Source organism: Arthrobacter globiformis (genome assembly GCF_046536215.2).
Lineage (GTDB): Bacteria > Actinomycetota > Actinomycetes > Actinomycetales > Micrococcaceae > Arthrobacter > Arthrobacter globiformis_E.
The window spans coordinates 4,321,378-4,345,122 of sequence record NZ_CM143421.1 but is presented as its reverse complement, the minus strand read 5'-3'; the positions used below and the strand labels follow the sequence as shown (position 1 = coordinate 4,345,122).

The window sequence follows — 23,745 nt, the reverse complement described above, 5'->3', positions numbered from 1 at the left end:
CCTTCCAAGGGTTTAGATGCGGCACCGCCACCTTTCCACCGAAAGCGAACCGGAAGCCGACACTCAGATGAAGATCCGGTGAACTCGCACCCCAGTGCGAGAGCGTCGGGGGAAAACCCGCAGGAAGTGCGAGAGCGTCGGGGGAAAACCCGCAGGACGTGAGAGAGGATCGCCGGAAAACCTGCGGGTGGTGAGAGGGCGTTTGGGGGAAGGGTTTAGGCCGGGCCGGGGAGGTGAGCGTAGGCGCGGCGGAGCCGGGCGAGCCACCAGTCCCGGCGCTCCGCCGGGGCGGCGTACTGCTCAAGCAGCCCCTCGTCGGCGACGGCATCGCGCAAGGTGATGGCGCCGTCGTCGGCCACCAGGGGCGAGCCAATCACGTCCGCCGCGAGCAGCGAGACCGTTCCCAGCCCGCAGGCGTACGGCAGTTCGGGCAGCGCGGCCGCAAGCGCGAGCCCGGCCCGGATCCCTACGGAAGTATCGAGGGCGGAACTCACGACGGCGGGCATCCCCGCCTGCGCCACCAGCTCCAGGGCGCGGCGGACTCCCCCGAGCGGGGCCACCTTCACCACCAGGAGGTCTGCGGCGCCGGCGCGCGCCACCTTGAGGGGGTCGTCCTCCTTGCGGACACTTTCGTCGGCCGCGATCAGGACCGGAACCCGCGCCGCACGGAGCTGCCGCCGCACCTCGGCAAGGCCCCCGATCGAGGGCACGGGCTGTTCAGCGTATTCCAGTCCGACGCCAGCCAGCCGGGTCAGTGCCGCCACCGCAGCGGGCACGTCCCAGCCGCCGTTGGCGTCCACCCGGACGGCAGCGTCCGGAAGCGCCGCGCGGACAGCGGCAACCCGGGCAGCGTCGTCATCGAGCGTCTGCCCGCGTTCCGCCACCTTGACCTTGACGGCGTCCACGCGGCCGAACCGGTCCAGAATCTCCGGCACCCGGTCCGCCGAGATGGCGGGGACGGTCGCATTGACGGGAATGCTGGTCCGCAGGGGTTCCGGGAAACCGTGCCAGCCGGCTTCGATCGCGGCGGCGAGCCAGCGGGAAGCCTCGGCGTCGCCGTACTCGGGGAAGGCGCCGAACTCGCCCCATCCCAGCGGGCCGCGCAGGAGCAGCGTTTCGCGTTCCAGGATCCCGCGGAACTTCACGCGCATGGGCAGAACCACCACCCGGGCGGAAGCGAGCAGCTCCTCGAGGGGCGGGTACGGGAAAGGCATGGATTCACTGTACCGTCGCTGCCCCGCCGACCCGCCAGGCCGAAACCGGCGGACAGGACTGCGCCGGCCCCCACGCCATTGGAGGGGCCGGCGGCATACGGGGTGCAGCTGAGGGGGAAGTTACCCCGAGGGCACCGGTTCGGGCTCGTGGTCCATGGAGGCCGGAACCTTGGCGCTGCCGACTCCGAAGCGGGCGATCACCGTGGTCCCGTGGCCCGGAGCGGACATCACCTCGAGAGTGCCGCCGGCCTCGCCGATGGTGTCCTTCATGATCCGCAGGCCAAAGTGGCCCTCCGGCGACCCCTGGCTCTGGTCGAAACCGCAGCCGTCATCCTGGATGCGGATCTCCGAACGGTCCCGGCCCTGCTGGAGGTGGAGCTCGGCCTTGGTCGCCCTGGAATGCTTGGCGGTGTTGGCCAGTGCCTCACGGGCCACCCGGTAGAACAGCGCCGCGCGGTCCCGGTCCAGCTCACACTGATCCGGCAGGTCGAGCTCCAGGCTGATCCCGCGTTCCTCGAGCGGGTCGCCGAGCCTGGCCAGCGCCCCGGAGAGGCCGAGGCGGTTCAGGTCCGGCGGGTACAGCTCACTGGTCATGGCCCGCAGGCTGCGGACGTTGTCCTGCAGGATGCGCCGGGCGTCGGAGAACAGCGCCCGCTGGCCCACGGGACTGTGCAGCTCCTCGGACTCCATCACGTAGGACAGGCCGGAGAGCTCCTGGATCACTTCATCGTGGAGGTCGCGGGCAATGCGCTGCCGCTCCAGCTCGGAGGCTTCGATCGCCCGCCGGAGCAGACGGCTCCGGCCGGCTTCGTACGCCTGGATCCGGCGGGCCAGCTGGACTGCGGGGAACAGCTGGGCCAGCTGCAGGACGGCGAGGGAGAGCAGGAACGGCGGGGCCATGCCGAACAGAACCGCAGCCTGTTCCTGGCGGACGCCGTCGTCGTCGTAATAGGTCTCGAACACCAGCTTCTGCCCGTCGGGGGCACTGACGGGCACGTAGACCTCCACGAGCTCGCCGTTTTCGACGTTGGGCGTGTTGACCTCGTCCTTCTGCGTCTCCAGGTTGGCCGGGACGTCCCCGCCGTCCAGGACTTCCTGCGCCTCGTGCGGCAAGCCGAAGGTGTGGCCGATGAGCTTGGGGTCTTCCGAGTAGACGATGCGCCCGTTCTTGTCCCAGAGCCGGATCTCAAAGACCGAGGAGTCGTCCATCCAGGGACGGAGGCGGTCGTCGAGCCGTTCGAGGGCGGTGGGGTTGCCGGACAGGACTTCCTCGTCGAGCAGCGGCCCCACCACGTTGTTGGCCAGGTGGTCGGTGGCCTCCTTGGAGTTCTGCAGTGCGTGGCGTTCAGCCTCGGACCAGATCCAGAAGGCCACCGGGGTGGTGACCACCACCAGGGCAACCAGCCCCATCAACAGGAACCGCCGGACAGCCTTGAAAACCTCGGAATTCTGGTTGGCCGGCGATTCGAACGGGCGGAACAGGGCAGGTTTGCGGAGCGAGGGCCTAGCCATGGCTCGGCTGCTCGAGCATGCCGCGCCGTGACGCCTCCATGACCGATTCGAGCTGCGAGTGGGTTCCAAGCTTGGCGAAGATCGCCTTTACGTAGCCGCGGCAGGTGTTGAGGGAGATGTCCAGCTTGCTGGCCACTTCCTTCGAGCCGTGGCCACCGGCCATCAGCCGCAGCACATCCAGTTCGCGCGGTGTCAGGACGGGGCCGCCCGGTTCCACTTCGCGGACAGCGGGGGCCGGGGCGGGGGTGGACATGCCCAGCTGGGCCACCAGGGACGGGTGGACCACCATGTTGCCGGCCCGTGCGTAGCGGAGGGTGTCCAGGAGGGTGGAGAGCGATCCGCCCTTCGGCAGGAAGGCGCAGATGCCCATCGAGGCGGCGGTCCGCAGTGCTTCCGGCGTCGGGTCGCCGGTGAGCATGACGATCCGGGTGTTCGGGGCGTCGGCCAGGATCCGGGCAGCGGCGGTGAGGCCGTCGCCGTCGGGCAGGTGGAAGTCCATGATCACGACGTCGGGCTTGAGGGCGATGCTCTGCTCCACGCCGCTCTTGGCGGTGGTGGCCGAGGCGACGCTCCGCAGGTCGGGCTCGCGGTCCAGGGCTGCCGTCAGCAGTTCGGTGAACGTGCTGTGGTCATCGATGGTCAGGATGCTGATTTCCCGGGTGATCTGCGATGTTGCCGGGATGGGAGCTTCAGAATCTGAGAGGTCCATTTCGTCCTCGCTGGCGGCCGTTGCCTGCAGCAGCCGGGCGTGTGCTTCACGCAGCGGACGTCCGGGGAGGCAGCCGATCTCCTGGTCCATGACCCGGCGGCAGCGTCCGTAGGCCCGCAGCGCTTCCATGTACTGCCCGGATTCCTCGAGGCCCAGGACCAGGGCGGTCCAGGCGCGCTCGTTGATGGGATCGTCCACCAGCAGTTCGCTGGCCAGGGCCACCGCGCGCTCCGGGTGTCCGACGGCGACGGCGGCTTCCGCTGCCCGTGCCTTGATGCTGGCGACGCGTGCGGAGTGGAGCGCACGCTCCTCTTCGGCCCAGCCGGCCAGCAGCTCATCGCCGAGCAGCGGCACGGACGCGATGTCGAGGGCCTTCTCGAGCAGCCGGAAGGATTCCTCGGGTGAGGCATGTCCGGCCTGCTTGAGCAGGTCATCGAAGCGGTCGAGGTCAAGGTCAACCATGCTGCGGTCGATCATGTAGCCGCCGGTGACCGTGCGGAGGGCGCCGCCCTTGCCGCTGCCGGGCTGGAGGTGCCGGCGCAGCACGCTGACGTAGCTTTCCAGCGTGGACAGGGCCTCAGCCGGCGGCTGGCCGTTCCACAGCACATCGATCAGGTGGTTCTTGGAGACCGGGGTCCCCAGCTTGAGCAACAGGATTTCAAGGACCTGGCGCGGCTTGGGCCCGCCAAGTTCGTGGGATCCGATCACCGCGCCGCCGCGGCGGACACGGAGCGGACCCAGGATGTTGATGGACAACTTCGTTGTTGTGCCACCGGCGTCTTCCATTGAGTTCGGGAGGTACTCGTCGTCGTTGACTCTCCGGGCCCAACGAGTATCTTCTGCAACCGTCTGTACCATTTTGTCTGCACCTACTATCCCCATGAACTGCATTCCCCATGAATGGCTTGGATTCATACTTGTCACTCAGGCAAGTAGGGGCACGAGTAGCGAGTACTCGAATTTCGGTGGCGGCACTACTTGGTTGCTTTTGCATCGAGCCGCCCACCACTCGGCGGGGGTGGTCCGCGACTCCCCTTGAACCCTCCCGGAGGACGGCAGCGGGGCCCAGAAACACCAAGTTTTTCCCAAGAACCCGGGGCTACATTCGTATTACCGCAGTTAGAGCGGTGCTACTGCGATCCTCGTCCCCGGAGGACCTCCGAATCAGCATGAAATGGGTGATCCAATGAGGCGGACCATGGCCGGGCCGGGTACAACCAAGTACTCCGAGTACTCGGCGATGAGCGTCTTTGCCGGCCGTTCCGGATTTCAAAAAAAATTTGTGCGGCGGGCGTGCTCGCGTGCCGTGTTACGCACGTCACACCTTAAAAGAGGCCGGGTAGTCCCATGAACACGGCCGGCGCACTGCGCACGGAAGTCCATTCCGTCCGTTTCCGGCTGCTGGCCACGCTGCTCGTCTTCATGGCCGTGGGCCTCTTTGTGGCCGGCGCGGCCACGCATGCCGCGCAGCTCAAAAGCCTCAACGACCGGGTGAACGCCGAGCTGCTGGTGCCCCGGCAGAACCTGGACGAGCTGGCCAAGCATGGGTCGCCGAACCACGGCGGCGCCGCCTACGCCTCGCTGCACGACCTCTTTACGACCTATCTGCGCAATGGTGCACCCGGCGGCTACGAGTCCGTGATGACCATGGTCCGCGGCGGCAACATCATCCTGCCCAAGGCGCCACAGGCAACCAATCTGAGGACCGCAGCCGTCACCGACCACGTCTGGGACTGGAGCTCGCCCGGCCATACCGTGATGCGGGACCTGGACATTGACGGCCGGCAGGTCCGCCTGGCCATTACGTCCGTGTCGCTGGCGGGCAGCCAGGCGCAGGGCCTGCTGATTGCCTCGAGCGAGATCGGTGCCCAGCGGGCCGAGGTTTTCGCGTCGATGTGGACCTTCGCCCTGGCGTCCTTGGCGACGCTCGTCCTGACAGGCCTGGTGGGCTGGCTGGTCACCGGGCGGCTGCTGCGGCCCGTCACGCGGCTCCGCGAGGCCACCGAGGCCACCACCTTTGAGGACCTGACAAAACGGGTTGAAGTGCCGGACAGCTCGGACGACGTCGCCCAGCTGGCCATGAACTTCAACCGCATGCTGGAGCGGCTGGAGTCCGGCTCCGACAACCAGCGCCGCTTTGTCCATGACGCCAGCCATGAACTGCGAACCCCCATGACCATCATCCGCGGCTACCTGGAGCTGCTCCGTGCCGGAGATCCCGAGGACGTCGACCAGACCCGCATGCTCCTCCTGGACGAGCTGGACCGGATGCAGGTACTGGTGGATGACCTGCTGATCCTTGCCCGCAGCGGGCGCCCGGACTTCGTGACGCCCGCCTGGGTGGAGGCGGACGACCTCCTGGAGGACGTCCTGAACCGGGTGCGGGTCCTCGGCGAGCGCCAGTGGCACCTGGACGCCAAGCCCGGCGGCCTGATCCGCGCCGACCGCCGCCGGCTCACCCAGGCGCTGGAGCAGCTCGCCGCGAACGCGGTCAAACACACCGCCGAGTCGGACCGGATCTCCGTTGGCGGCGCCTGGGTGGTGAACGACGACGGCGCTCCCCAGGGTGGCCGGGCGGTGGTTGTGCGGGAGCTGGCAGACCCGGCGTCAAGGGAGCTGGAGATCTGGGTGTCGGACACCGGCACCGGCATCCCGGCCGGCGACCATGAGCGCATCTTCGAGCGCTTCGGCAGGGGCAGCAACTCTGCAGCCTCGGAGGGTTCGGGCCTGGGGCTGTCCATCGTGAAGGCCATCGCCGAGGCGCACGGCGGCACGGTGCTGCTGGAGTCGGAGGAGGGCAAGGGCAGCCGTTTCGTGATCAGGATCCCGTCCGGCGGCAAGGACACGGGCGGTGAAGCGGATGATTCCGCCGCCGCGGACATGACCGGCCGAAGCGGCAGCGGCACAAGGGATTCCGCAGATTCCAGCGCGGCTGTTCAGGGGCCGGCCGGCAAGGGACCGCGACATCGGGGAAAAGGCGCCGCAGGCGGCAAACCGAAGCCAGCGGGACCGGCGTCGGGCATTGAACTGGCCACCCGGGCGGGAGGTGCGCCATGACCCGGATCCTGATCGCCGACGACGAGCCGCGCATCGCTGCCTTCCTCGCCAAAGGCCTGACGGCGGCCGGCTACACCACCACCCAGGTTTCCGACGGCGTGAGGGCGCTGGACTACGCCACGTCCGGGGAGTTCGACCTCCTCATCCTGGACATTGGCATGCCACGGATGGACGGCCTTACCGTGCTGAAAAACCTCCGCGACATGCACTCCACGATTCCGGTGATCATCCTGACAGCCGCGGACAGCCTCGAAAGCACCGTGGCGGCGCTCGACGGCGGTGCGGACGACTACATGACCAAGCCCTTCCGGTTCGAGGAACTGCTCTCCCGCATCAAGCTCCGGCTACGGGGTGCGCAGGCGGTGACCTCCGCCCCGACCTTCGTCTGCGGCGACCTGTCACTCGACGTGAATCTGCGTACGGCCGAGATCGGCGGCCGCGTGATCGACCTGTCCGCGCGGGAGTTCGTCATGGCCCGGACGTTCATGGAGAACGCCGGCAAGGTCCTCAGCCGTGAGCAGCTCCTGAGCCGGGTGTGGGGCTTCCACTTTGAGGGGTCCTCCAACGTGGTGGACGTATACGTGCGGTACCTGCGGCACAAGCTCGGCCAGGACCGCATCCAGACCGTCCGCGGTGTGGGCTACCGCCTTCTCTGCCTGCCCGGCCCGTCAGCACCGGCACCCGGCGATGCCGGTGACGCCGAAGACCACTCGATTTAGGCCTTCAGGCCCCCAAAGCAGCCCATAACTGCGCCCAAAAAAACGCCCGCCGGGTGGATGAGAAGACTCTCATCCGCGTCTCATCCCTGCCTCACCTTCACGCCGCAAAGTTGTTTCACGAAGGAGGTGTGGCAGGCCGATGAAAAGGTGGTCCTTGCTGAGCATTCCGCTGGTGGGTCTCGCCAGCATCACCGTCTGGGCGCAGGCTGTTATCGGGGCGCCGACAGGTCAGGAACCCGGCGTAATTGTTCGTGAACCGGACCCCCGCGACTCGGTCCTCAACTTCAACGGATTAACTGAAACCCCGCGACTGTCGCCGCGTACCAACCCCACGGCCACGCCCAAGACCTCGTCGCCGGCGCTCAAGTCGGCGCCGCTGAACCCTGCCACCTCCTCGCCCCTCTCCACGAACCCAGCACAACCGGCCCAGACCGGACCGGCACCCGACGACCCGGCCAATTCCGGTGAGGACCCCGACGTGTCCTCCGATGAATCCGGGGTCGAGCTGGTGGAGCCAGACCAGATCATTTGGACTGGCGGTACCAGTGACTACTAAGCGCACGCGGCGGCAATCCGAAGAAGCAGTTTCCCCCCGCAAAAAGGAGCCAGTGATGCACACGGAATTCCGCGACCTGTATGAACCCATTCCGCCGGAGCGATGGGGCTCCACGGTTGACTCCTCCTATGGCCAGCCGACCACGGTGATGGTGGACGACTCCGAACTCCATCAGCAGGTCCTGGACATCATCCATAACGTGCTCGCCACCTCCGATCCGCGCTCCGACGTCCGGCGCCGGCTCCTGCGCCACCTCGCCGAGAACCCCGGTCATCCCGAACAGGCGCTGCTGGACCACCTGCGCGACAGGAACAGGCGCGGCGGCCGCTCCGCGCGCGATAGCCGGGCCTCAACGGTCGATCCGCACTAGCAGACAGTGCACGTCCGGCCGACAGCCCACGTCGACGCGACAAAAAACGCAGCCCACGCTGCCCCACAGACCGGGTACCCGGCGCGGCACGGGTACCCGACGTATGTCCGGCCCGGATTTACAGGCGGCCCGGTGTGACGGTTTCCCCACTCAGAAGAGCAACAGGACGAAGCCCCCGACAGTGCTCACGATGCCCACACCGGTAAGGATCCAGCCGAGGATCAGAATGATGTTGTCGTGCTTCGGCGGTTTCAGGCCCCAGCGCGAGGGGTGGCAGAGATCGTAATGGAGCTCCACCTTGGTGCCGGCCACCAGGCCCCGCCCGACGTCGGCGTCCACCAGGGTCTGGCGCGGAACGTTCTCCTGGTCAGTCCAGCGGAAGCCGGTGAAGCCGCCGGCGGTGTAGACCTCACCGGTGGTCTTGGTCCAGGCGCAGCGGCGCCGTTCGATAATCAGTCCCCACACGAGCAACGGCACGCCGGGGAGGAAGCCCACCCATGTCATTATTTCCAGGATGGGGCCAAGTACATCCGCGATACCGCCCATGCACCAACTTTAGCCGCCAGCGCGCCCGCTTTAGGCCCCCAATACAGGGCTTCAGCTGCCGGTTTCCTCCGGGTGCTCGCGGGCGCGCTTCGCGTCCGGGGTTTCGCCCTGCTGCGGGATGAAATCCGGGTCCAGTTTGGTGCTGAGGTCGGTTTCCTCGCGGGCCGCTTCATCGGCTGCGGCTTCGTCGCGGACCGGTTCGCCGGAAACATCGCGGGTCTCGTCTGGGTTTTCGGTCATGCCCCCAACGTAATGCCCCCTGCCCTGCAGAGTCGAGCATCCAGCAAGCGGTCGCGGATGCAGGGCAACAGGACGCACCCACCGGACAGACAGGCGGCTCCCAGCAAACTGTGACACCCTTGTTACGATGACTTTCCAGCTCAGGGACCCCCGCCGTAAGAAGCAAGGCCGCCAGCAGCAGGGCCGTCAGCAGCCGCGCCGTCAGCCGTCAGCCGGAAAGATGCGCCTTGCGGCGGGCACCGGATTCCTCTTCGCTGTGGCCACCCTGGCCTGTGCCACGGGCCTCGCCGCCACCTACTACTACTTCGTCCGGACCACCACCGGGCAGTTCATCGACGAGTCCGCCCTGGTGGAGGCCGTGGAAATCCACGGGCCCGCCGGCAAGGTGACCACCCGGTTCCTGGACTGGCTGCCCACCATCTCCCTGGTGATGGCCGCCGTCGTGGTTCTTCTGGTGACGGTGATTCACCGCCGCTGGCGGGCCGCGGGAATTGCCGTCGCGGCGTGCGTCGCTGCAAACATCGCGACGCAGGTGCTCAAGGACCTGCTGCCGCTGCGCCCGTACCGGGGCGTCGAGACGCTGGAGCTCAATTCGCTGCCGTCCGGGCACACCACGCTGGCGGCGAGCGCGGCCGCGGCCGTGTTCCTGATGGCCTCCCCGCGGTGGCGGCCGCTGGCCGGGTTTGTCGGCGGAACGTTTGCGATCGCCTCGGGCATGTCCACGCTGGTGAACCAGTGGCACCGGCCGGCTGATGTGGTGGCTGCGTTCCTGGTGGTGGGCTGCTTCATGATTCCCGCGGGCTGGCTCATTCTCCGCAACGACGGCCATGAATGGAACGTCTGGGACGGTTTCGGCGGCCACTGGGGTTCGGCACGGCTGTGGATCGGGCTGCCTGTGGTGCTGGGCCTGGCCTCGGCTGCCGTGTCGGTGTATTCGCTGGTCATGATCGTCCCGGGCATAGGCCAGGAGGCCAGCACCACCAACTACTTCTGGGCAGGCATCTCGCTGATCGTGATCGCCGGGTACCTTGCCACCGTGGCCACGACGTCGCTGTTCGCCTACGCCGTCCGGCGCCGGGACTAGCGCCCGCATCCAACTGAGTAGCAGCACACGGCGTTCCCAGCGCTGGGAACGCCCTGTGCTGCTACCCAGTTGGGAGTGCGCAACCTTTACAAGCCCCGCCCGGAAGCCCACAATAAGTCGCACCACAGCCTCCATTGACTCAGCTGAGCTGTTACTGGACCTGCGAAAGCAGAGGTGCGCGGACATGAACGACCAAGCCGGGGCGGACAAGGCCCTGAAGGAGAAACACCGGGCCATGTGGGCGCAGGGCGACTACCCTGCCCTCGCCAGCGAGCTCCTCCTGGACCTGGGCGCCATCCTGGTGGAGGCCTGCAACATCAGACCGCGCCAGCGGGTCCTGGATGTGGGCACGGGCGCCGGCAATGCGGCCATCCCCGCGGCCATGATGGGTGCAAAGGTGATAGCCAGCGACCTCACCCCGGAGATGTTCGACGCCGGGCGGCGGCAGGCTGCCGACCGCGGCGTTGAACTGAAATGGGTGGAGGCCGACGTCGAACATCTCCCGTTCGCGGACGGGGAGTTCGACGTCGTCATGTCCTGCCTCGGCGCCATGTTCGCCCCGCACCACCAGGCGAGCGCCGATGAACTGGTGCGTGTCTGCAAGCCGGGCGGGACCATTGGCCTGCTGCACTGGACCCCGGAGGGGTTCATCGGACAGATGTTCTCCACCATGAAACCCTTCGCTCCCCCGCCTCCGCCCGGCGCGCAGCCGGCGCCGCTGTGGGGCAGCGAAGACCATGTCCGTGAGCTGTTCGGCAGCCGGCTGGGCGAGATCCGGGCGCAGAAGCGGACAGTTGCGATCACCAGCTTCCGCCAGCCTGAAGACTTCCTGCACTATTTCAAGTCGCACTACGGTCCCACCATCTCCGTGTACAAGTCGCTGTCCGGAGACGAGGAAAAATCCAAAGCCCTGGACGAGGCCCTGACGGAACTGGCCAGCACATACATCGAGGCCCACGGCGATACGCCCGCGCAGATGGAATGGGAGTATCTGCTGCTCACGGCGAAGGCCAATGCCAAGCCCCAGGAAACCGGGCTGTGACGGACTCCCCCGCCTCGCGCCGCGCCCTTGAGGTGGCCTCCATTCCGTCCTTCCGGAGGATCTCCGAGCACCTGAACCATTCCACCTACGCCCGCCGCAAGCACCTTCCCGGCATCTGCGACTTCACGCTGGGCAACCCGCACCAGATGCCGCAGGAGGCCTATGTAGACGCCCTGCGCGATGCCCTCCACCCGCACGACGACCACTGGTTCGCGTACAAGACCAACGAGGTGGATGCCCGGGAGGCGGCTGCGGATTCGCTGGCCCGGCTGCTCGACGTTCCGTTCGAAGCCGAGGACTTGTACCTCACCACCGGAGGCTTCACCGCGATCGCCCTGGCACTGAAGGCGGTTGCCGACCCCGGCGACGAGGTCATCTACAGCCTGCCGCCCTGGTTCCTCTACGAGCCGCTCGCCGTCGAGGCGGGGCTGGTCCCGGTCAAGGTGCCGATCGACCTCGAGACCTTCGACCTCGACTTGGCGGCGATTGAAGGGGCCATCACCGAGCGGACCCGCGTGGTGATCATCAACTCACCCAACAACCCAACCGGCAGGATCTACCCGCCCGAGCTCCTCCGCCAGCTGGCCACGCTCCTCGACGACGCGTCGGCGCGGATAGGCCGGCGGATCTACCTGGTGTCCGATGAGCCGTACAACCGGATCGTGTTCGACGGCGTCCGCTTCCACAGCCCCGCGGAGTTCTATCCGTACACGCTCCTGGCCTACTCCTACGACAAGACGCACCTGTCGCCGGGCGAACGGGTCGGATACCTGGCGCTGCCGCCGAGCATGCCGGACCGCAAGGAGCTCGGCGCCGCGGTCGAGGCCATGCAGCTTGCCATGGGCTGGATCTACCCCAACGCCGTACTGCAATACGCGCTGCCGCGGCTGGAGACGTTCACCATCGACGTCGGCCAGCTCCAGCAAAAGCGCGACCGGCTGGTCCAGGAGCTGGGCGGCATGGGATACCGGCTCCGGCCGTCCGAAGGCACCTTTTACCTGTTCGTCCACTCCCCGATTCATGACGACGAGGCGTTCACCGAGGCGCTCGGCCAAGAGGATGTCTTTGTGCTTCCGGGGGTCCTGTTCGAGACACCGGGGTTTTTCCGGATCTCCCTCACAGCCAGCGAGGACATGGTGGAGCGCAGCCTGCCCCACTTCCGGGCGGCCATCGAAAGGGCAGGGCAAGACCGCCCGGAGGACGCCGAAATCAAGCTCCCCACGGGCCTGATCCCCATCGTTCCCGCGAACCCCCGAAAGCTGCCCTGACCGGACCATCCCCGGCGGAGACGGCCAGGATTCTCACCCTGCTCTACACGGGTCGGCTGCTCAGCCCCGACCACACCGCCGAGCACCTGTCCTACATGCAGAACACCAACTATGAGGCCCTGATCCCCGCCGCGGTGCCGCCGGACGTCACCGTTTTCCATAAGTACGGGCTGCTCAACGGAAACCTGCACGACGCGAGCATCCTGGTGCAGGGTCAGCGCTCCTACGCCTTCGTGGTCTACTCGCTGGGCGCCAGCGTGGCGGAAATCCCGGTGCAGACCATCATCATCCGGCAACTCACCCAGGCGGTCGTGGACCGGCTGTTCTGACGTACGACGCCGCGTCCCCGGCAGTCGGGAAGGCGGCACGGACTCCGGGAGTCCGTGCCGCCTTCCCTCCCGCTGCCTGGGATCGGGCCGTCTGGGATCGGGAGAACCTCAGGGTGAAAGTTCTTCGAGCACACGGCCCTTGGTTTCGATGGCGAAGACGATGGTGATGATCCCGCCGATTAGGGCCACGGCGGCGAAGACGGTGAAGACGTAACTGATGCCGAAGTTGTCCACAATCCATCCCACGAGTACCGGGCCGATGGCGGAGCCGGCGCGGAGCCAGGCGCTGCCGAAGCCGGTGCCGATGGCGCGGAGGCGGGTCGGGTATAGCTCGGCGGAGTAGAGGTACAGGGAAAACGAGATCGTCTGGAGGATGGCGTAGGCGATGCTGGCGAACACGACCACCTGTGTTGCCGAGACGGCACCCAGCGCTGTGAGCACCACGAGCGGGACCGTGGAGGCCAGGAACGCCACTGAGTACCAGCGCTTACGGCCGACGCGGTCGATCAGCAGGGCGCACAGGATCGACGCCACGACTCCAACGGCGGAGGTCACCCAGCCGTACGCAAGGCTGGTCTGCAGGGGCAGGTTGAACGTCTGCTTGTACAGTGTGGGCAGCCAGGTGACGAGGCCGTTGTTGACCATGTAGACGCAGATCCACAGCAGCCAGATGGTGAAGGTACGTTTGCGGTAGATGCCCTTGAACAGTTCCCGCCAGTCCGAGCGGGCCGTGGCTTTGGGGTCTACCGGGCGCACGATTGGTTCGGACAGTGTGTGGCCGGCCTTGACCGCCTCGTTTTCGAGCATGGCGACCACCGCGTCGGCCTTTTGGATGCGTCCCCTCGAGGCGAGCCAGCGCGGTGATTCGGGCATCAGGACACGCATGGGGATGGTCAGGATGGCCGGAACGAGGCCGACGATGAACATCGCCTTCCACCCGAAGACCGGCACCAGGAAGTAGCCTGCGATGCCAGCGAACATGAGTCCGACGGGAAAGATCACCTCGTACAGGAGGAAGAACCGGCCGCGTTTCTTCGCGCCGACGAATTCGTTGATGTAGGCGCTGGCGACCGGTACTTCGCCGCCGGTGCCAATGCCCTGGAGGAACCGGAAGAGGATCATGGACCAGGCGCCCCACGCGAAGAGGCAGGCGATGTCCATGGAGACGAAAAGCAGGATGGTGATTAGCAGGACGGGCAGGCGCCCGATCCTCTCGGCCAGGTTCCCGAAGAACAGGGACCCGAAGATCTGGCCCACGTAGCCGGCCGAGAGGATCATCCCGATTTCGCCGGCGCTCAGGTGCCATTCGGAGGCCAGTTGCGGCATCGCGAAGGCAATCGCTAGGACGGTGTAGGCGTCGAAAAAGGTTGCTGAACCGATGATCACGCGGATCAGGGTCAAACGCCGGGTGAGCGGCAGGCGTTCGAGTCTGGCGACGAGTTCGGCGTTAAATCTGCCGGCCTGTGGACCGCCGGCCATGGTTGCTGTGTTGTTCGGCTCGCGCATTGCGAGTCCTCCTTCTCCAGCTGCGATGCTGGGGTCCTCATTGACCAAGAGTGGAGATGGAAAATCCTGGGGAGGGACGGCGGGCCAGGGCCCGCCATCCCCCGGGATCCGGAGATCAGACGGCGGCGGTGACGCTGCCCAGGTTGGCCGACTGGAGGGCCAGCGCGATTTCCTCGCCGGCGCCTTCCGCCAGGGGAAGCAGCGGCGGGCGGACGGTGGCGTGTTCGAGGATGCCGCGGGCGACGAGTCCTTCCTTGAGGGCGACGGTGCCTTCCATGTGGGAGCCGCGGTGGTAGACGTTCTTGGTCACCGGCAGGAGTCGGTCGTGGATGGCGCGGGCTGCCGCGTAGTCCTTGGCCTTGCCGGCCGCGATCAGCTCCACCAGCGGTTCGGGGGCGAGTCCGCCGTAGCCCACCAGGGCGCCGTCGACGTCGAACATGGTGTGCAGCAGGTATTCGTCGTGGCAGGTGAGGATCTGCAGGTCCGGGTAGGTCTCACGCAGGACGGGAATCTCGGTGTCCCAGCGCTTCATGTTGCGGACGCCGTTCTTGGTGGCGAAGACGCCTTCCTGGCCCGCAATTTCAAGCTGGGTTTCCAGGTCGTAGGTGGCCTTGGTGGCGTCCGGGTACTGGAAAAGGATCAGCGGCAGGCCGGAGGTTTCGTAGATCTCCTTGTACCGGGTCTGCGGGGCGCCCTTCTGGTACCCGAACCGGAGCCAGCCGTGCGATGGGTACACCAGGCCCGCAGAAGCGCCGGCTTCGACGGCGCGCTGGGCTTCAAGGGCCGCGACGGTGTTGCCTTCGCCGGTGATGCCAGCAATGATCGGCAGCTCCCCGTTGACGGCGTTCTTGAACTCGCGGATGACCAGGGCCTGCTCGTCCTGGGTCAGGAACGTCCCTTCGCCTGCGTGTCCGAGGACCACGAGGCCCTTGACGCCCTCAACGCCGGCCAGCCAGCCGCCGAGACGGTGGATCGCGTCGACGTCGACGCTGCCGTCACGGTTGAACGGCGTTACAGGTGCGGGAACGAGCCCGCGAAGATCGATGGTCATGAGAGCTTCCTCTGTTTTCTTGATGGTAGCCCCGCTATGATGTGAGAACGTTTGCGGGAACGTTTTCATTCTGCGGCGTGTCTCAACTCACTGTCAAGACCTGATTTCCGGAAGGAGGAAATAGAGTGTTTCCTAACCCCACCCTGAACAGGAGCAAGCACATGGAACCGGTGGCACCAGGCACGCCCGTCACGCTGCGGGACGTTGCGGCAGCCAGCGGAGTCAGCGTGTCCACAGCAAGCCGCGCGCTCGACGATCGCGGCAACGCACCCAAGTCGGCCGCGGCAGCACATGTCCGCAAAGTGGCCGAGGAACTGGGTTATCGGCGCAATTCTTTCGCGTCCAGCCTCCGCCGCGGCGAAACCCGCACCCTCGGCGTGCTGGTGCCGCGGCTCAGCGACACTGTGATGGCACTGATGTTCGAAGCGCTTGAACGCGCCGCCGCCAGCCGCGGCTACTTTGCCACGGTGGCCACCAGCGGCGATGACCCGGACGACGAACGGCGGGCCGCCGAGACGCTTCTGGGCAGGAACGTTGACGGCCTGATCCTCGCCACGGCCCGCCTCGATGACGATCTGCCCCGACTTCTCCGCCAACGCGGCGTGGCGCACGCCCTGGTTCTGCGCACCGACGGCGAGAGCCCTTCGGCAGTCGGCGATGACGAAGTGGGCGGATACCTTGCCGTGCGCCACCTGATCGATCTGGGCCACCGCGACATCGCCGTCGTCACCGGACCCGACTTCACCTCGACCGGAACCGCTCGCCTCCAGGGGGCCCGCAGGGCCTTCGATGAAGCAGGAATCAAGCCGCGGAAGGAATGGCTGGTCGCCGCCGGCTACGGCATCGAAAACGGATACTCAGCAGGCGAAACGCTGCTGGCGGGCCACGCAAGAAAGCGCCCCACAGCAATATTCGCGGCCAACGACAACATCGCCATGGGCGTCATGGCAGCAGCCCACCGCCACGGCATCGCCATCGCCGATGACCTGGCCCTCGTCGGCTACAACGACACCCCCCTGTCCGCCCGGCTGCCCACCCCCCTGACTTCTGTCAGGGTCCCCCTGGACCAGATCGCAGCCACGGCCATCGACCTCATCGTGAACCCGGGTGCAGAGCCGCACATACGCCGGTTCATGCCCACTCTGATTCCCCGCCAGTCCAGCGGAGGACCGGTACATTTTCCGGTGAAACCCGGACAAAAGTAGGGCACGCGCCCCGCACGGGAGTCCGACGGCGGCCAGCCAAAAGTTTGGGGGTGCCGGCCCGGCATGTCAGGGGGGTGCAATGCCGGGCCGGCCAGCTGGTTGATACCACTCGCGGCTGTGGCGTCGGACCAGATAGGAAGATCGTGGCAGCCGTTCCTAGGAAAATCCCGTTTAACCTTGGGGAACGCAGACCCCCAACCCACCAGCGGCCGCGCGCCGCCGCGCACTGCCGGCGCGCCTTCCAACTGGGGGGACCTGGCCTCCGCAGGACCCCAAGGTTCACCAGCAAATCCACCATGGAGTAGCGGAACAATACCGGCAGACGGCATTCCCCTTCACACCGGGATTTGCCGGCAACGCCGCCGGTCTCAGCGCATGCCGGAAGGGCCCGCGGGGCGGCGCAGGTGGAAGGTAAATAAGATGATGAGCCCGGACCCGTATTCACCCGGTGACAGCCATTGGCAGTCACCCACCCCGGAGAGGCTGCCCGCCCGGCACGCAGCCGGCGGCCCCGCAGCAGCTCCCGACCAGACCCGGGTGGGCCACCGGCCGGCCCAGCGCGCTCCCCGGGGCGGAATACTGCAGCGCCAGCTGATGCGGCTCATCGGCGAAATCCTCGGCGACGAAAACCTGGACCCGGCCACCCGGCTGCAGCTGCTCAGGCACATCTCCGAACATCCCGGACACCCCGAACAGGCCATGCTGGCGCATCTGCACGAGATCCAAGACGGAGGACGACCATGAAAACCAGAGCAGCACTCGCGCTCTCCGTGGCCGGGATCCTCGTGACCGGCTCCGCCGCCCTTGCCGTCAACACGCAGGTTCTGAACACCACGCCAGCGGGCACCGGCAACGCGAACAGCATCCTCCTGCCGAACAACACCGGCAATCCTCCGGTCCCGGCTGCCGTTGTCAGCGCGGAAGCGGTCCCGGACGCCACGCCGAAGGTCGAGGGCGGCAACACAACGCCCCCGCCCGTGAAGACTGTGGGCAAGCCGGAATCCGAGAGCGGGAAGGGCGGGCGGCGGACAACGGCGTCGACGGAAAGCGGTTCGGACACGGACCGCAGAGGCGGCACCGTGACAAAAAAGTCCGACGCCGATCCCGCCCAGTCCCAGCCCGGCGGCACCGCCGCTTCCCAGCCCGACGCCGGTCCCGCCGGCTCCCAGACCAACGCCGGCTCCGCCGTCGTTTCCGTCCAGCCCGGCGACGACAAAGGCGGCCTGCGGACAGCCTCGGAACCGGGCGATGACAAGGGCAAACAGCGCAGCGCTGCCGAGCCGGGCGACGACAGCGGCGGACACGGTTCGGACGACTAAGACACGATCTGCACGCCGGGCGAATGCCCTCGGCGCGGGCCTTCTGCACTCGCGCGGGAGGCCCGTTCGTATTGCTCCTTCTACATGACAAAGAGGCTGAATCTAGCATCGACACGCCGACGAATTGATAACGCTTTCTTTGCTTAATCCCCAAATCAACCTGTATCGTATTCATTTAGGTCGACCGAAACTCCCCTGGAGCCGCAAAACTCCAGGAGCGTGCGCCCTGCATCGCAGCGCGCGAGCCGCTCCCGGCTCCTAAATAAATCCCCCAACCAAGCGCAGCAATTCCTGCTGTCCGGAACTCCCGGCCAGCCCAGCTCCCGGCACCATTCAGGGGAGCACAACAGTGATGAAAGGCCGGCATTATGTTCGCCGACACCCGCACCACCTTGACCCGCCCTGAAACCCGACCCGCAACAAACTCCGTCCCCAGATACCAGCCCCACCGCCCTGCCGCTCCGGTCCGCCGCAACCGCGCCGCGCTCAGGACCCCCACGTCCCGAAAGCAGACCATTCGGCTGGTCCTGCTGGGCATCCTCTGCACCGCAGGCTGGCTCGCCTCCCTGCTGTGCGGGCACTTCCTGGACTGCGGCCCGGTGCTGCACCGCATCGGGCTTGCCGTGCACATCCTCGCCCTGGTGCTGGCCTTCGGCACCATCCTCGTCGTCGACTGGCTGGGCCTGCTGTGGCTCATGGGCAAGGTGCACATGCACGCATCCCCCAAGCTTGAACGCGCAACGAAACCGCTGATCTGGGGCGGCCTCGCACTGCTGCTGGCGTCGGGGGCGTTCATCCAGCCCGACATCACCAACCCGGTGACCGCCGTGAAGCTCGGCTGCGTGCTCATCCTGATGCTGAACGGCCTGAGCATCGGTCCGGCGATGCACAAGATGTTCGCGCTTCCCCGGGAAACAAGTTTCAGCGAACTGGGCCGCCGGCTCCGCACCCGCCTGCTGATCGCGCTCAGCATCTCGCAGGCGTGCTGGTGGACGGCCGTGCTGATCGGCCTCGTCAACAGCACCCTCCGCCGCTGGACGGGGATGTAACAAAGCCCCGGGCGGTTTACCGCAGCTGCTCCTGCGAATCGGCCACTGTCGCCGTTCCGGCGGCGCTGGCTTTGGGAATGCCGTGCAGCAGCCTTGGCAGCGCCAGCGCTGCCAAGGGCCGCGAGCCCGATCATCGGCAGCCAGGGAGTGCCCGGCCACCAGTGGTGCCGGTCCGTCAGATCCAGTAGCCAGCCCAGCAGCGCATTTCCCGCCAGCACGGCGATGCCGCCGCAGGTGGCGGACAGGCCGTAATAGGCGCCCCGCCCTGACGCCGCCCCTTCCGACGGAATGAACCGCGGGATCAGCGCAAGGATGGTGGGCGTCAGGATCATATGGCCGAGGATCAGCGCGCCGACGATGCCTGCCATCAGTGCCACTGCACCGGCCTCCGCCGCCCCGGATGCCGCCGGACCACCTGCTCCGGAACGTCCAGCCACAGAACCGGCGGATTCCACAGGGACAGACGTCACGGCGGCAGTTGCCAACGCGGCGCCCAGCAGCAAAAAAGCCTGCGGACATGGCCCGGCCCGGTCCCAGCCGCTGGCCCGCCGCGGCCACCGGCAACTGCAGCAGCAGCGTCAGCACGGAGGCGAGCAGGAACAGCATGGCCAGCCACGAAGCGTCCAGCCCCCGCCGTTGCAGTTCAAGCGGGAACGCGAAGTAGAGCTGGTTGTAGGCCACCATGTTGGTGCTGGCGAGAAGGCAGAACGCCACAAAGCGGCGGTTCTTCAGGCACCCGAGCGCGCCGCGGGGCTTGCGGGGCTCCCCGGCTGCCGCGGCCCCCGGCTCCCCCGCGGTTTTCTGCGTTCGTGGTGACGTGGCGGGGAGGCGGAACCACAGCACCACCGTCACCGCGACGAAGACCGCAATGCCCGCCGCCAGCGCAGCGTCGAAGCCCCACCCCAGCAGGGCAGCCCCCAGCAGCGGACCGGCCAGGGCACCCATCTCCCCCGTGATGGCCAGCCACACGAACACCGAGCGCCGGGCCCTGCCAGGATCCTTGCCAGGTGCCCCGCCCTTGGGTTCGGCAGCATGGGTCCGGTCCGCATGCGACAGCTGGGACTCCAGGGCCGGGGAGAACAGCGCACCTCCCGCGCCGGCCAGCACGGCGCCGAGCAGGAACAACGTGAAATCCGACGCGGCCGCCAGGGTCGCATACCCGGCGATGCGGACCAGGCAGCCGGTCAGGATCGCGCGGCGGGCACCCCACCGGTCGGCGAGCATCCCGCCGAACAGGAACATACCCTGCTGGCTGAAGGTACGAGCACCCAGGACAAGCCCGACGGCGGCGGCGTCCAGTCCGTAGTCCCCGCCCATGGCGCCGGCCAGGAAGGGAATCACCGCGTAGAACCCCACATTGAACACCAGCTGGGTGCCAAGCAGGATACGCGTTTCAGGAAGGTACGGCATTGATCGGCTGGGTCCTTAGGAGTCCGGGAAGCTGGCGAGTTCCAGGGAACGGGCCGGTTCAGGGCCGCCCGCCACGCCCCCGATGACCACGGAAGCCCGCATGCCCATGGCCAGTGACCGGTGGGCGCAGGCCGCCAGGTCACTGCAGGCCACGGGGGCGGCGCAGGCCATGGGATGGGCGCGGGCGGCCGCCACCAGCTCCTTGCTGTGCCCGTGCTGGGGGTCGGCGAAGAACTCCGCAGTGCCGGCCAGCTCCACCAGGGCGCCTCGGTACAGCACGGCCACCCGGTGGCTCATGTACCGGATGACGTTCATGTCGTGCGAGATCATGATCAGCGCAAGACGGCGGTCCCGGTGCAGGCGCAGCAGCAGGTCCAGGACCTTGCGCTGCGTCACGGCATCGAGGGCCGAGGTGGCCTCGTCGCAGATCAGCACCGCCGGGTCCAGCAGCAGCGCCCGGGCAATAGTCAGCCGCTGCAGCTGGCCTCCCGAACACTGGCTTGGGTACCTCTCCAGCAGGTCGGGGTTCAGCTCCACATCCCGGACCGCCTGGTGGATACGCTCCCGGCGCTCGTCCGCCGTACCCGTCCGCTGCCGCAGCAATGGTGCTTCGAGGCTCGCGGCCAGTTTCATCCGCGGGTCGAAGGCGTCGTGCGGTTCCTGGAAGACGAGCTGCACCTCGGTGCCCGGGACACGGGAACGGGCGGTGCCGCCGTCGTCCTTGCTGTCCGCCAGGGGCAGCATCCGGGCAATCCGGCCGCGGTCCGGTGCCTCGACCCCCACCAGCAAGCGGGCCAGCGTGCTCTTCCCGGAGCCGGACTGGCCCAGGACACCAAGAATCTCGCCGTCCCGCAGGCTCAGCGAGACGTTTTCCAGGGCCGGCCGGGCGCCGCGTCCCTTCGCGAACTGCTTGGTGGCGCCGTCCAGCGCCAGGATGTCGCGGGACGGCAGGGGCTCACCGGCTGCCGCAATGCGGCGGCGGGTGAGGGCACACGCCTCCAGAAGCTCCCTGGCGCATGCCGTCCGGGGTGCGCCGAGGACGGTCCTGGCCGGGCCTTCCTCCTGGACGCGGCCGGCATCCATCACCACCACCCGGTCGGCGAACGCGGATACGGTGGCCAGGTCGTGCGTGATGTAGAGGACTCCGAGGCCGTGCTCGCGCCGCTGGGTGTCGATCAGTTCCAGGATCTGCCGCTCCAGCACCTTGTCCAGCGCGGAGGTCGGCTCATCGGCGAGCAGCAGCTCGGGCTGTCCGGCCATGGCCACGGCCAGCATGGCCCGCTGCGCCATGCCGCCGGACAGCTGGTGCGGGTACGCCCGGGCAATCCGCGCTGGATCCTCGAATCCGGCGGCGGTGAGCAGCTCCAGCGCCTGCGCCTTGGCCTGGCGTCCGCGCAGCCCGCGGTGCAGCTTCAGCGGTTCGGCCAGGTGGCTGCCGATGGTCATGCGCGGGTTGAACATCCGCTTGGGCTGCTGGTACAGCATCCCGATCCGTCCGCCGCGCAGCCGGTTGAGCTCCGCGCCGCTGGCCTGCAGCAGGTCGGTTCCGCCCAGCCGGGCGGACCCCGCGGCCACGTGGATCTGCGGCGGCAGCAGTCCCAGGACGGACAGCGCGGTCATCGTCTTGCCGCTTCCGGATGCCCCCACCAGGGCAACGAACTCGCCGGGTGCCACGGTGAGGCCGACGCCGGAAAGCACCGGACGGTCGGACGGACCGGAAGCAGCGCCGGACGGTGCCCGGACGCTGAGGTGCAGGTCCTCGATGATCAGGCCCTCATGCATGGGTGGCCTCCGGTGCAGGAGCGGAAGCCAGCAGCAGGCGGCTGCTGGACATGCGCGCCAGGTGCTGGCCGATGAGCGTGACGCACAGCGCCACCGTGAAGATCACCAGGCCGGGCGCGAGGATGGTCATCGGCGACCTCACGGCGTAGGGCTGGGCGGCGGCGAGCATGGAGCCCCAGTCTGACTGCGGGGGCTGCACGCCGAGGCCCAGGTAGGACAGGGCGCCCACACTGATCAGGAACTGCCCGAACCGGAGCGTGGCCTGGCCCAGCAGCGGCCCGGCCAGATGGGGCAGGATGTGCCGCCGCACCACGAACCAGGGCGGGCAGCCCAGCACGCGGGCCGCCTCGATGAAGCCGCGGGCGGAAACGTCATACGCCAACGCCCGGGCGAGCCGGGCGAAAGGTGTCCAGCCGGTGACGGTCAGTGCCAGCAGCAGCGAGGGGTAGCCCGCGCCCAGCGCGGCCACCAGGAACAGCGCCACCACCATCTCGGGCATGGCCAGCAGGATGTCGTTGGTGCGGGTGGAGAACTCGTCCAGCCAGCCCCGCCGGCGGGCACTGAGCACGCCGATCGCGGTGCCGGTGACCGCGGTGAGCACCGTGGCGAGGGCGGCGATGGTCAGCGAGAAGCGGCCGCCGTCGAGCAGCCTGCTCAGGGTGTCGCGGCCCAGGTGGTCGGTGCCCAGCCAGTGGGTTCCGGTGGGCGTGGACAGCCGGGACGCAAGGTCCTGCGCCGCAGGCGAATAGGGCGCGATCCAGCCGGCCAGGGCAACGGACAGCACCACGAGGGCCAGCACGCAGGCGGCAATCCGGATGTGCAGGGGAAGTTTACGCATGGCGCATCCTGACCTGGGGGTTGAGGAGGCCGTGGACCAGGTCCGCCGCGGTGGTCAGCAGCACAGCCAGCCCCACGACCACCACCACCGCCCCCTGTGCCAGCGGAATGTCGCTGTTCAGGACGCCGTCGAACAGCAGCCGTCCCATCCCGGGGATCGCGAAGATGACCTCGACGATGACCGATCCACCGAGCAGGCCCGCGAACCACACGGCCGTCAGCGTGGTGAGGGGCAACAGGCCGTTGGGGATGACATGCTTCCGGACGGTATCGAAGTAGCTCAGTCCCCTGCCCCGGGCGGCGGTGACGTGGTCGGCGCCCAGCGCGTCGAGCATTCCCTCGCGCACGGCGGACGTGAAATGGCTCGCCGGACGCAGGGCGAGGACCGCCACGGGCAGCACTGCCGACGTCGGGCCTTCCCACCCGGCCGACGGCAGAACGGACAGTTCGAGCGCGAAGACCAGAACGAGCATCGGCGCGAGCCAGTACTCCGGCATGGCGATGAACGCCTGCGAGACGGCGGTGATGGCCTTGTCTGCCGTGCGGCCCTCGTTCAGGGCGGCGGTAATGCCGAGGATCACCGCTATCAGCGCGGCCACGGCCAGCGTCATGACCACCAGGCTGAGCGTGACCCAGAGGGCGGGCAGCACCTGCTCCACCACAGGTGTGCGGCTGGTGTAGGACAGACCCATGTCGCCGCCGGCGAAACGCCCCAGCCAGCGCAGGTACTGCGTCCACAGCGGATCCTGGAGTCCCAGCTGGGCGCTCAGGGCCTGGACGGCGGAGTCATCGATCGCGTCGCCGGCCACCCGCGAGCGGATGATCTTGCGCACCGGGTCGCCCGGTGTGACGTACGGGATGAGGAACACCACGAAAGATGCCAGAAGAACGGCGACCACCAGGGCCGCCGTTCTCCTGGCGAGGAACAGCATCATGCGGG

22 protein-coding genes and 1 pseudogene are annotated in these 23,745 nt (G+C 67.6%); 12 read left to right on the top strand and 11 right to left on the bottom strand.

What is annotated here, in order from left to right:
- Positions 1-215: 215 nt before the first annotated feature.
- From R5O87_RS19705 to R5O87_RS19695, 3 genes are all read right to left on the bottom strand, one after another.
- A complete protein-coding gene (locus tag R5O87_RS19705) occupies positions 216-1,214 on the bottom strand; it encodes an o-succinylbenzoate synthase (RefSeq protein ID WP_410556594.1) in 999 nt (332 codons plus the stop codon).
- A gap of 120 nt (positions 1,215-1,334) precedes the next feature.
- A complete protein-coding gene (locus R5O87_RS19700) occupies positions 1,335-2,726 on the bottom strand; it encodes a sensor histidine kinase (protein ID WP_410556595.1) in 1,392 nt (463 codons plus the stop codon).
- Positions 2,719-4,293 carry a BTAD domain-containing putative transcriptional regulator gene (locus R5O87_RS19695; RefSeq protein WP_410556596.1) on the bottom strand — a complete coding sequence of 525 codons (1,575 nt, stop codon included), beginning with the start codon at positions 4,291-4,293 and terminating at the stop codon, positions 2,719-2,721. Before R5O87_RS19695 ends, R5O87_RS19700 begins: the two co-directional genes overlap by 8 nt.
- A 489-nt stretch (positions 4,294-4,782) precedes the next feature.
- On the opposite strand from R5O87_RS19695, the gene R5O87_RS19690 reads away from it, so the two are divergent.
- The 4 genes from R5O87_RS19690 (at position 4,783) to R5O87_RS19675 (ending at position 8,137) form a co-directional block, all read left to right on the top strand.
- A complete protein-coding gene (locus R5O87_RS19690) occupies positions 4,783-6,492 on the top strand; it encodes a sensor histidine kinase (RefSeq protein WP_410556598.1) in 1,710 nt (569 codons plus the stop codon).
- Positions 6,489-7,211 (top strand): response regulator transcription factor, encoded by a 723-nt coding sequence (locus tag R5O87_RS19685; RefSeq protein ID WP_410556599.1) that lies wholly within the window; start codon positions 6,489-6,491, stop codon positions 7,209-7,211. The genes R5O87_RS19690 and R5O87_RS19685 overlap by 4 nt, the downstream gene beginning before the upstream one ends.
- A gap of 139 nt (positions 7,212-7,350) precedes the next feature.
- Positions 7,351-7,767 (top strand): hypothetical protein, encoded by a 417-nt coding sequence (locus R5O87_RS19680; RefSeq protein ID WP_410556600.1) that lies wholly within the window; start codon positions 7,351-7,353, stop codon positions 7,765-7,767.
- Between the two features lie 55 nt (positions 7,768-7,822).
- Positions 7,823-8,137, top strand: a complete 315-nt coding sequence (locus tag R5O87_RS19675) for a hypothetical protein (RefSeq protein WP_410556601.1) — start codon at positions 7,823-7,825, stop codon at positions 8,135-8,137.
- A gap of 150 nt (positions 8,138-8,287) precedes the next feature.
- Here R5O87_RS19675 and R5O87_RS19670 read toward each other — a convergent pair whose 3' ends face one another.
- Both R5O87_RS19670 and R5O87_RS19665 read right to left on the bottom strand, forming a co-directional pair.
- Positions 8,288-8,683 (bottom strand): hypothetical protein, encoded by a 396-nt coding sequence (locus R5O87_RS19670; RefSeq protein WP_387099298.1) that lies wholly within the window; start codon positions 8,681-8,683, stop codon positions 8,288-8,290.
- A 51-nt stretch (positions 8,684-8,734) separates the two neighbouring features.
- Entirely contained in the window at positions 8,735-8,923 is a 189-nt protein-coding gene (locus tag R5O87_RS19665; protein ID WP_410556602.1) for a hypothetical protein, read from the bottom strand.
- 127 nt (positions 8,924-9,050) lie between these two features.
- Between R5O87_RS19665 and R5O87_RS19660 the strand changes: the two genes are divergently transcribed.
- The 4 genes from R5O87_RS19660 to R5O87_RS19645 all read left to right on the top strand — a co-directional run bounded on the left by R5O87_RS19660 (position 9,051) and on the right by R5O87_RS19645 (position 12,646).
- A complete protein-coding gene (locus R5O87_RS19660) occupies positions 9,051-10,007 on the top strand; it encodes a phosphatase PAP2 family protein (protein ID WP_410556603.1) in 957 nt (318 codons plus the stop codon).
- Between the two features lie 184 nt (positions 10,008-10,191).
- Positions 10,192-11,049 carry a class I SAM-dependent methyltransferase gene (locus tag R5O87_RS19655; protein WP_410556605.1) on the top strand — a complete coding sequence of 286 codons (858 nt, stop codon included), beginning with the start codon at positions 10,192-10,194 and terminating at the stop codon, positions 11,047-11,049.
- A complete protein-coding gene (locus R5O87_RS19650; RefSeq protein WP_410556607.1) occupies positions 11,046-12,317 on the top strand; it encodes an aminotransferase class I/II-fold pyridoxal phosphate-dependent enzyme in 1,272 nt (423 codons plus the stop codon). The genes R5O87_RS19655 and R5O87_RS19650 overlap by 4 nt, the downstream gene beginning before the upstream one ends.
- Positions 12,314-12,646, top strand: a complete 333-nt coding sequence (locus tag R5O87_RS19645) for a serine hydrolase (protein WP_410556697.1) — start codon at positions 12,314-12,316, stop codon at positions 12,644-12,646. The genes R5O87_RS19650 and R5O87_RS19645 overlap by 4 nt, the downstream gene beginning before the upstream one ends.
- Before the next feature lie 108 nt (positions 12,647-12,754).
- Here the strand turns inward: R5O87_RS19645 and R5O87_RS19640 are convergent, their stop codons facing one another.
- Together R5O87_RS19640 and R5O87_RS19635 are read right to left on the bottom strand one after the other, a co-directional pair.
- The gene (locus R5O87_RS19640; RefSeq protein ID WP_410556608.1) at positions 12,755-14,152 is read right to left on the bottom strand and encodes an MFS transporter; all 1,398 of its coding nucleotides are present in this window, start codon (positions 14,150-14,152) and stop codon (positions 12,755-12,757) included.
- 115 nt (positions 14,153-14,267) lie between these two features.
- Positions 14,268-15,203 (bottom strand): dihydrodipicolinate synthase family protein, encoded by a 936-nt coding sequence (locus R5O87_RS19635; RefSeq protein WP_410556609.1) that lies wholly within the window; start codon positions 15,201-15,203, stop codon positions 14,268-14,270.
- Between the two features lie 161 nt (positions 15,204-15,364).
- On the opposite strand from R5O87_RS19635, the gene R5O87_RS19630 reads away from it, so the two are divergent.
- From R5O87_RS19630 to R5O87_RS19615, 4 genes are all read left to right on the top strand, one after another.
- Complete coding sequence (locus R5O87_RS19630) at positions 15,365-16,408, top strand: LacI family DNA-binding transcriptional regulator (RefSeq protein ID WP_410556698.1); 1,044 nt, start codon at positions 15,365-15,367, stop codon at positions 16,406-16,408.
- A gap of 420 nt (positions 16,409-16,828) precedes the next feature.
- A complete protein-coding gene (locus tag R5O87_RS19625; RefSeq protein ID WP_410556610.1) occupies positions 16,829-17,152 on the top strand; it encodes a hypothetical protein in 324 nt (107 codons plus the stop codon).
- Entirely contained in the window at positions 17,149-17,727 is a 579-nt protein-coding gene (locus R5O87_RS19620; RefSeq protein WP_410556611.1) for a hypothetical protein, read from the top strand. Before R5O87_RS19625 ends, R5O87_RS19620 begins: the two co-directional genes overlap by 4 nt.
- Positions 17,728-18,095: 368 nt before the next feature.
- Positions 18,096-18,776 (top strand): hypothetical protein, encoded by a 681-nt coding sequence (locus tag R5O87_RS19615; RefSeq protein WP_410556612.1) that lies wholly within the window; start codon positions 18,096-18,098, stop codon positions 18,774-18,776.
- Positions 18,777-19,331: 555 nt separating this feature from the next.
- On the opposite strand, the pseudogene R5O87_RS19610 reads toward R5O87_RS19615, so the two are convergent.
- From R5O87_RS19610 to R5O87_RS19595, 4 genes and pseudogenes are all read right to left on the bottom strand, one after another.
- A pseudogene (locus R5O87_RS19610) lies at positions 19,332-20,093 on the bottom strand (MFS transporter); the annotation flags it as partial.
- Positions 20,094-20,201: 108 nt separating this feature from the next.
- Positions 20,202-21,968: an ATP-binding cassette domain-containing protein gene (locus tag R5O87_RS19605; protein ID WP_410556613.1), complete on the bottom strand. Its 1,767-nt coding sequence runs from the start codon at positions 21,966-21,968 to the stop codon at positions 20,202-20,204.
- Entirely contained in the window at positions 21,961-22,806 is an 846-nt protein-coding gene (locus R5O87_RS19600) for an ABC transporter permease (protein ID WP_410556614.1), read from the bottom strand. Before R5O87_RS19600 ends, R5O87_RS19605 begins: the two co-directional genes overlap by 8 nt.
- On the bottom strand, positions 22,799-23,740 hold the full coding sequence (locus tag R5O87_RS19595; protein ID WP_410556615.1) for an ABC transporter permease: 942 nt from the start codon (positions 23,738-23,740) through the stop codon (positions 22,799-22,801). The genes R5O87_RS19600 and R5O87_RS19595 overlap by 8 nt, the downstream gene beginning before the upstream one ends.
- Positions 23,741-23,745 lie beyond the last annotated feature (5 nt).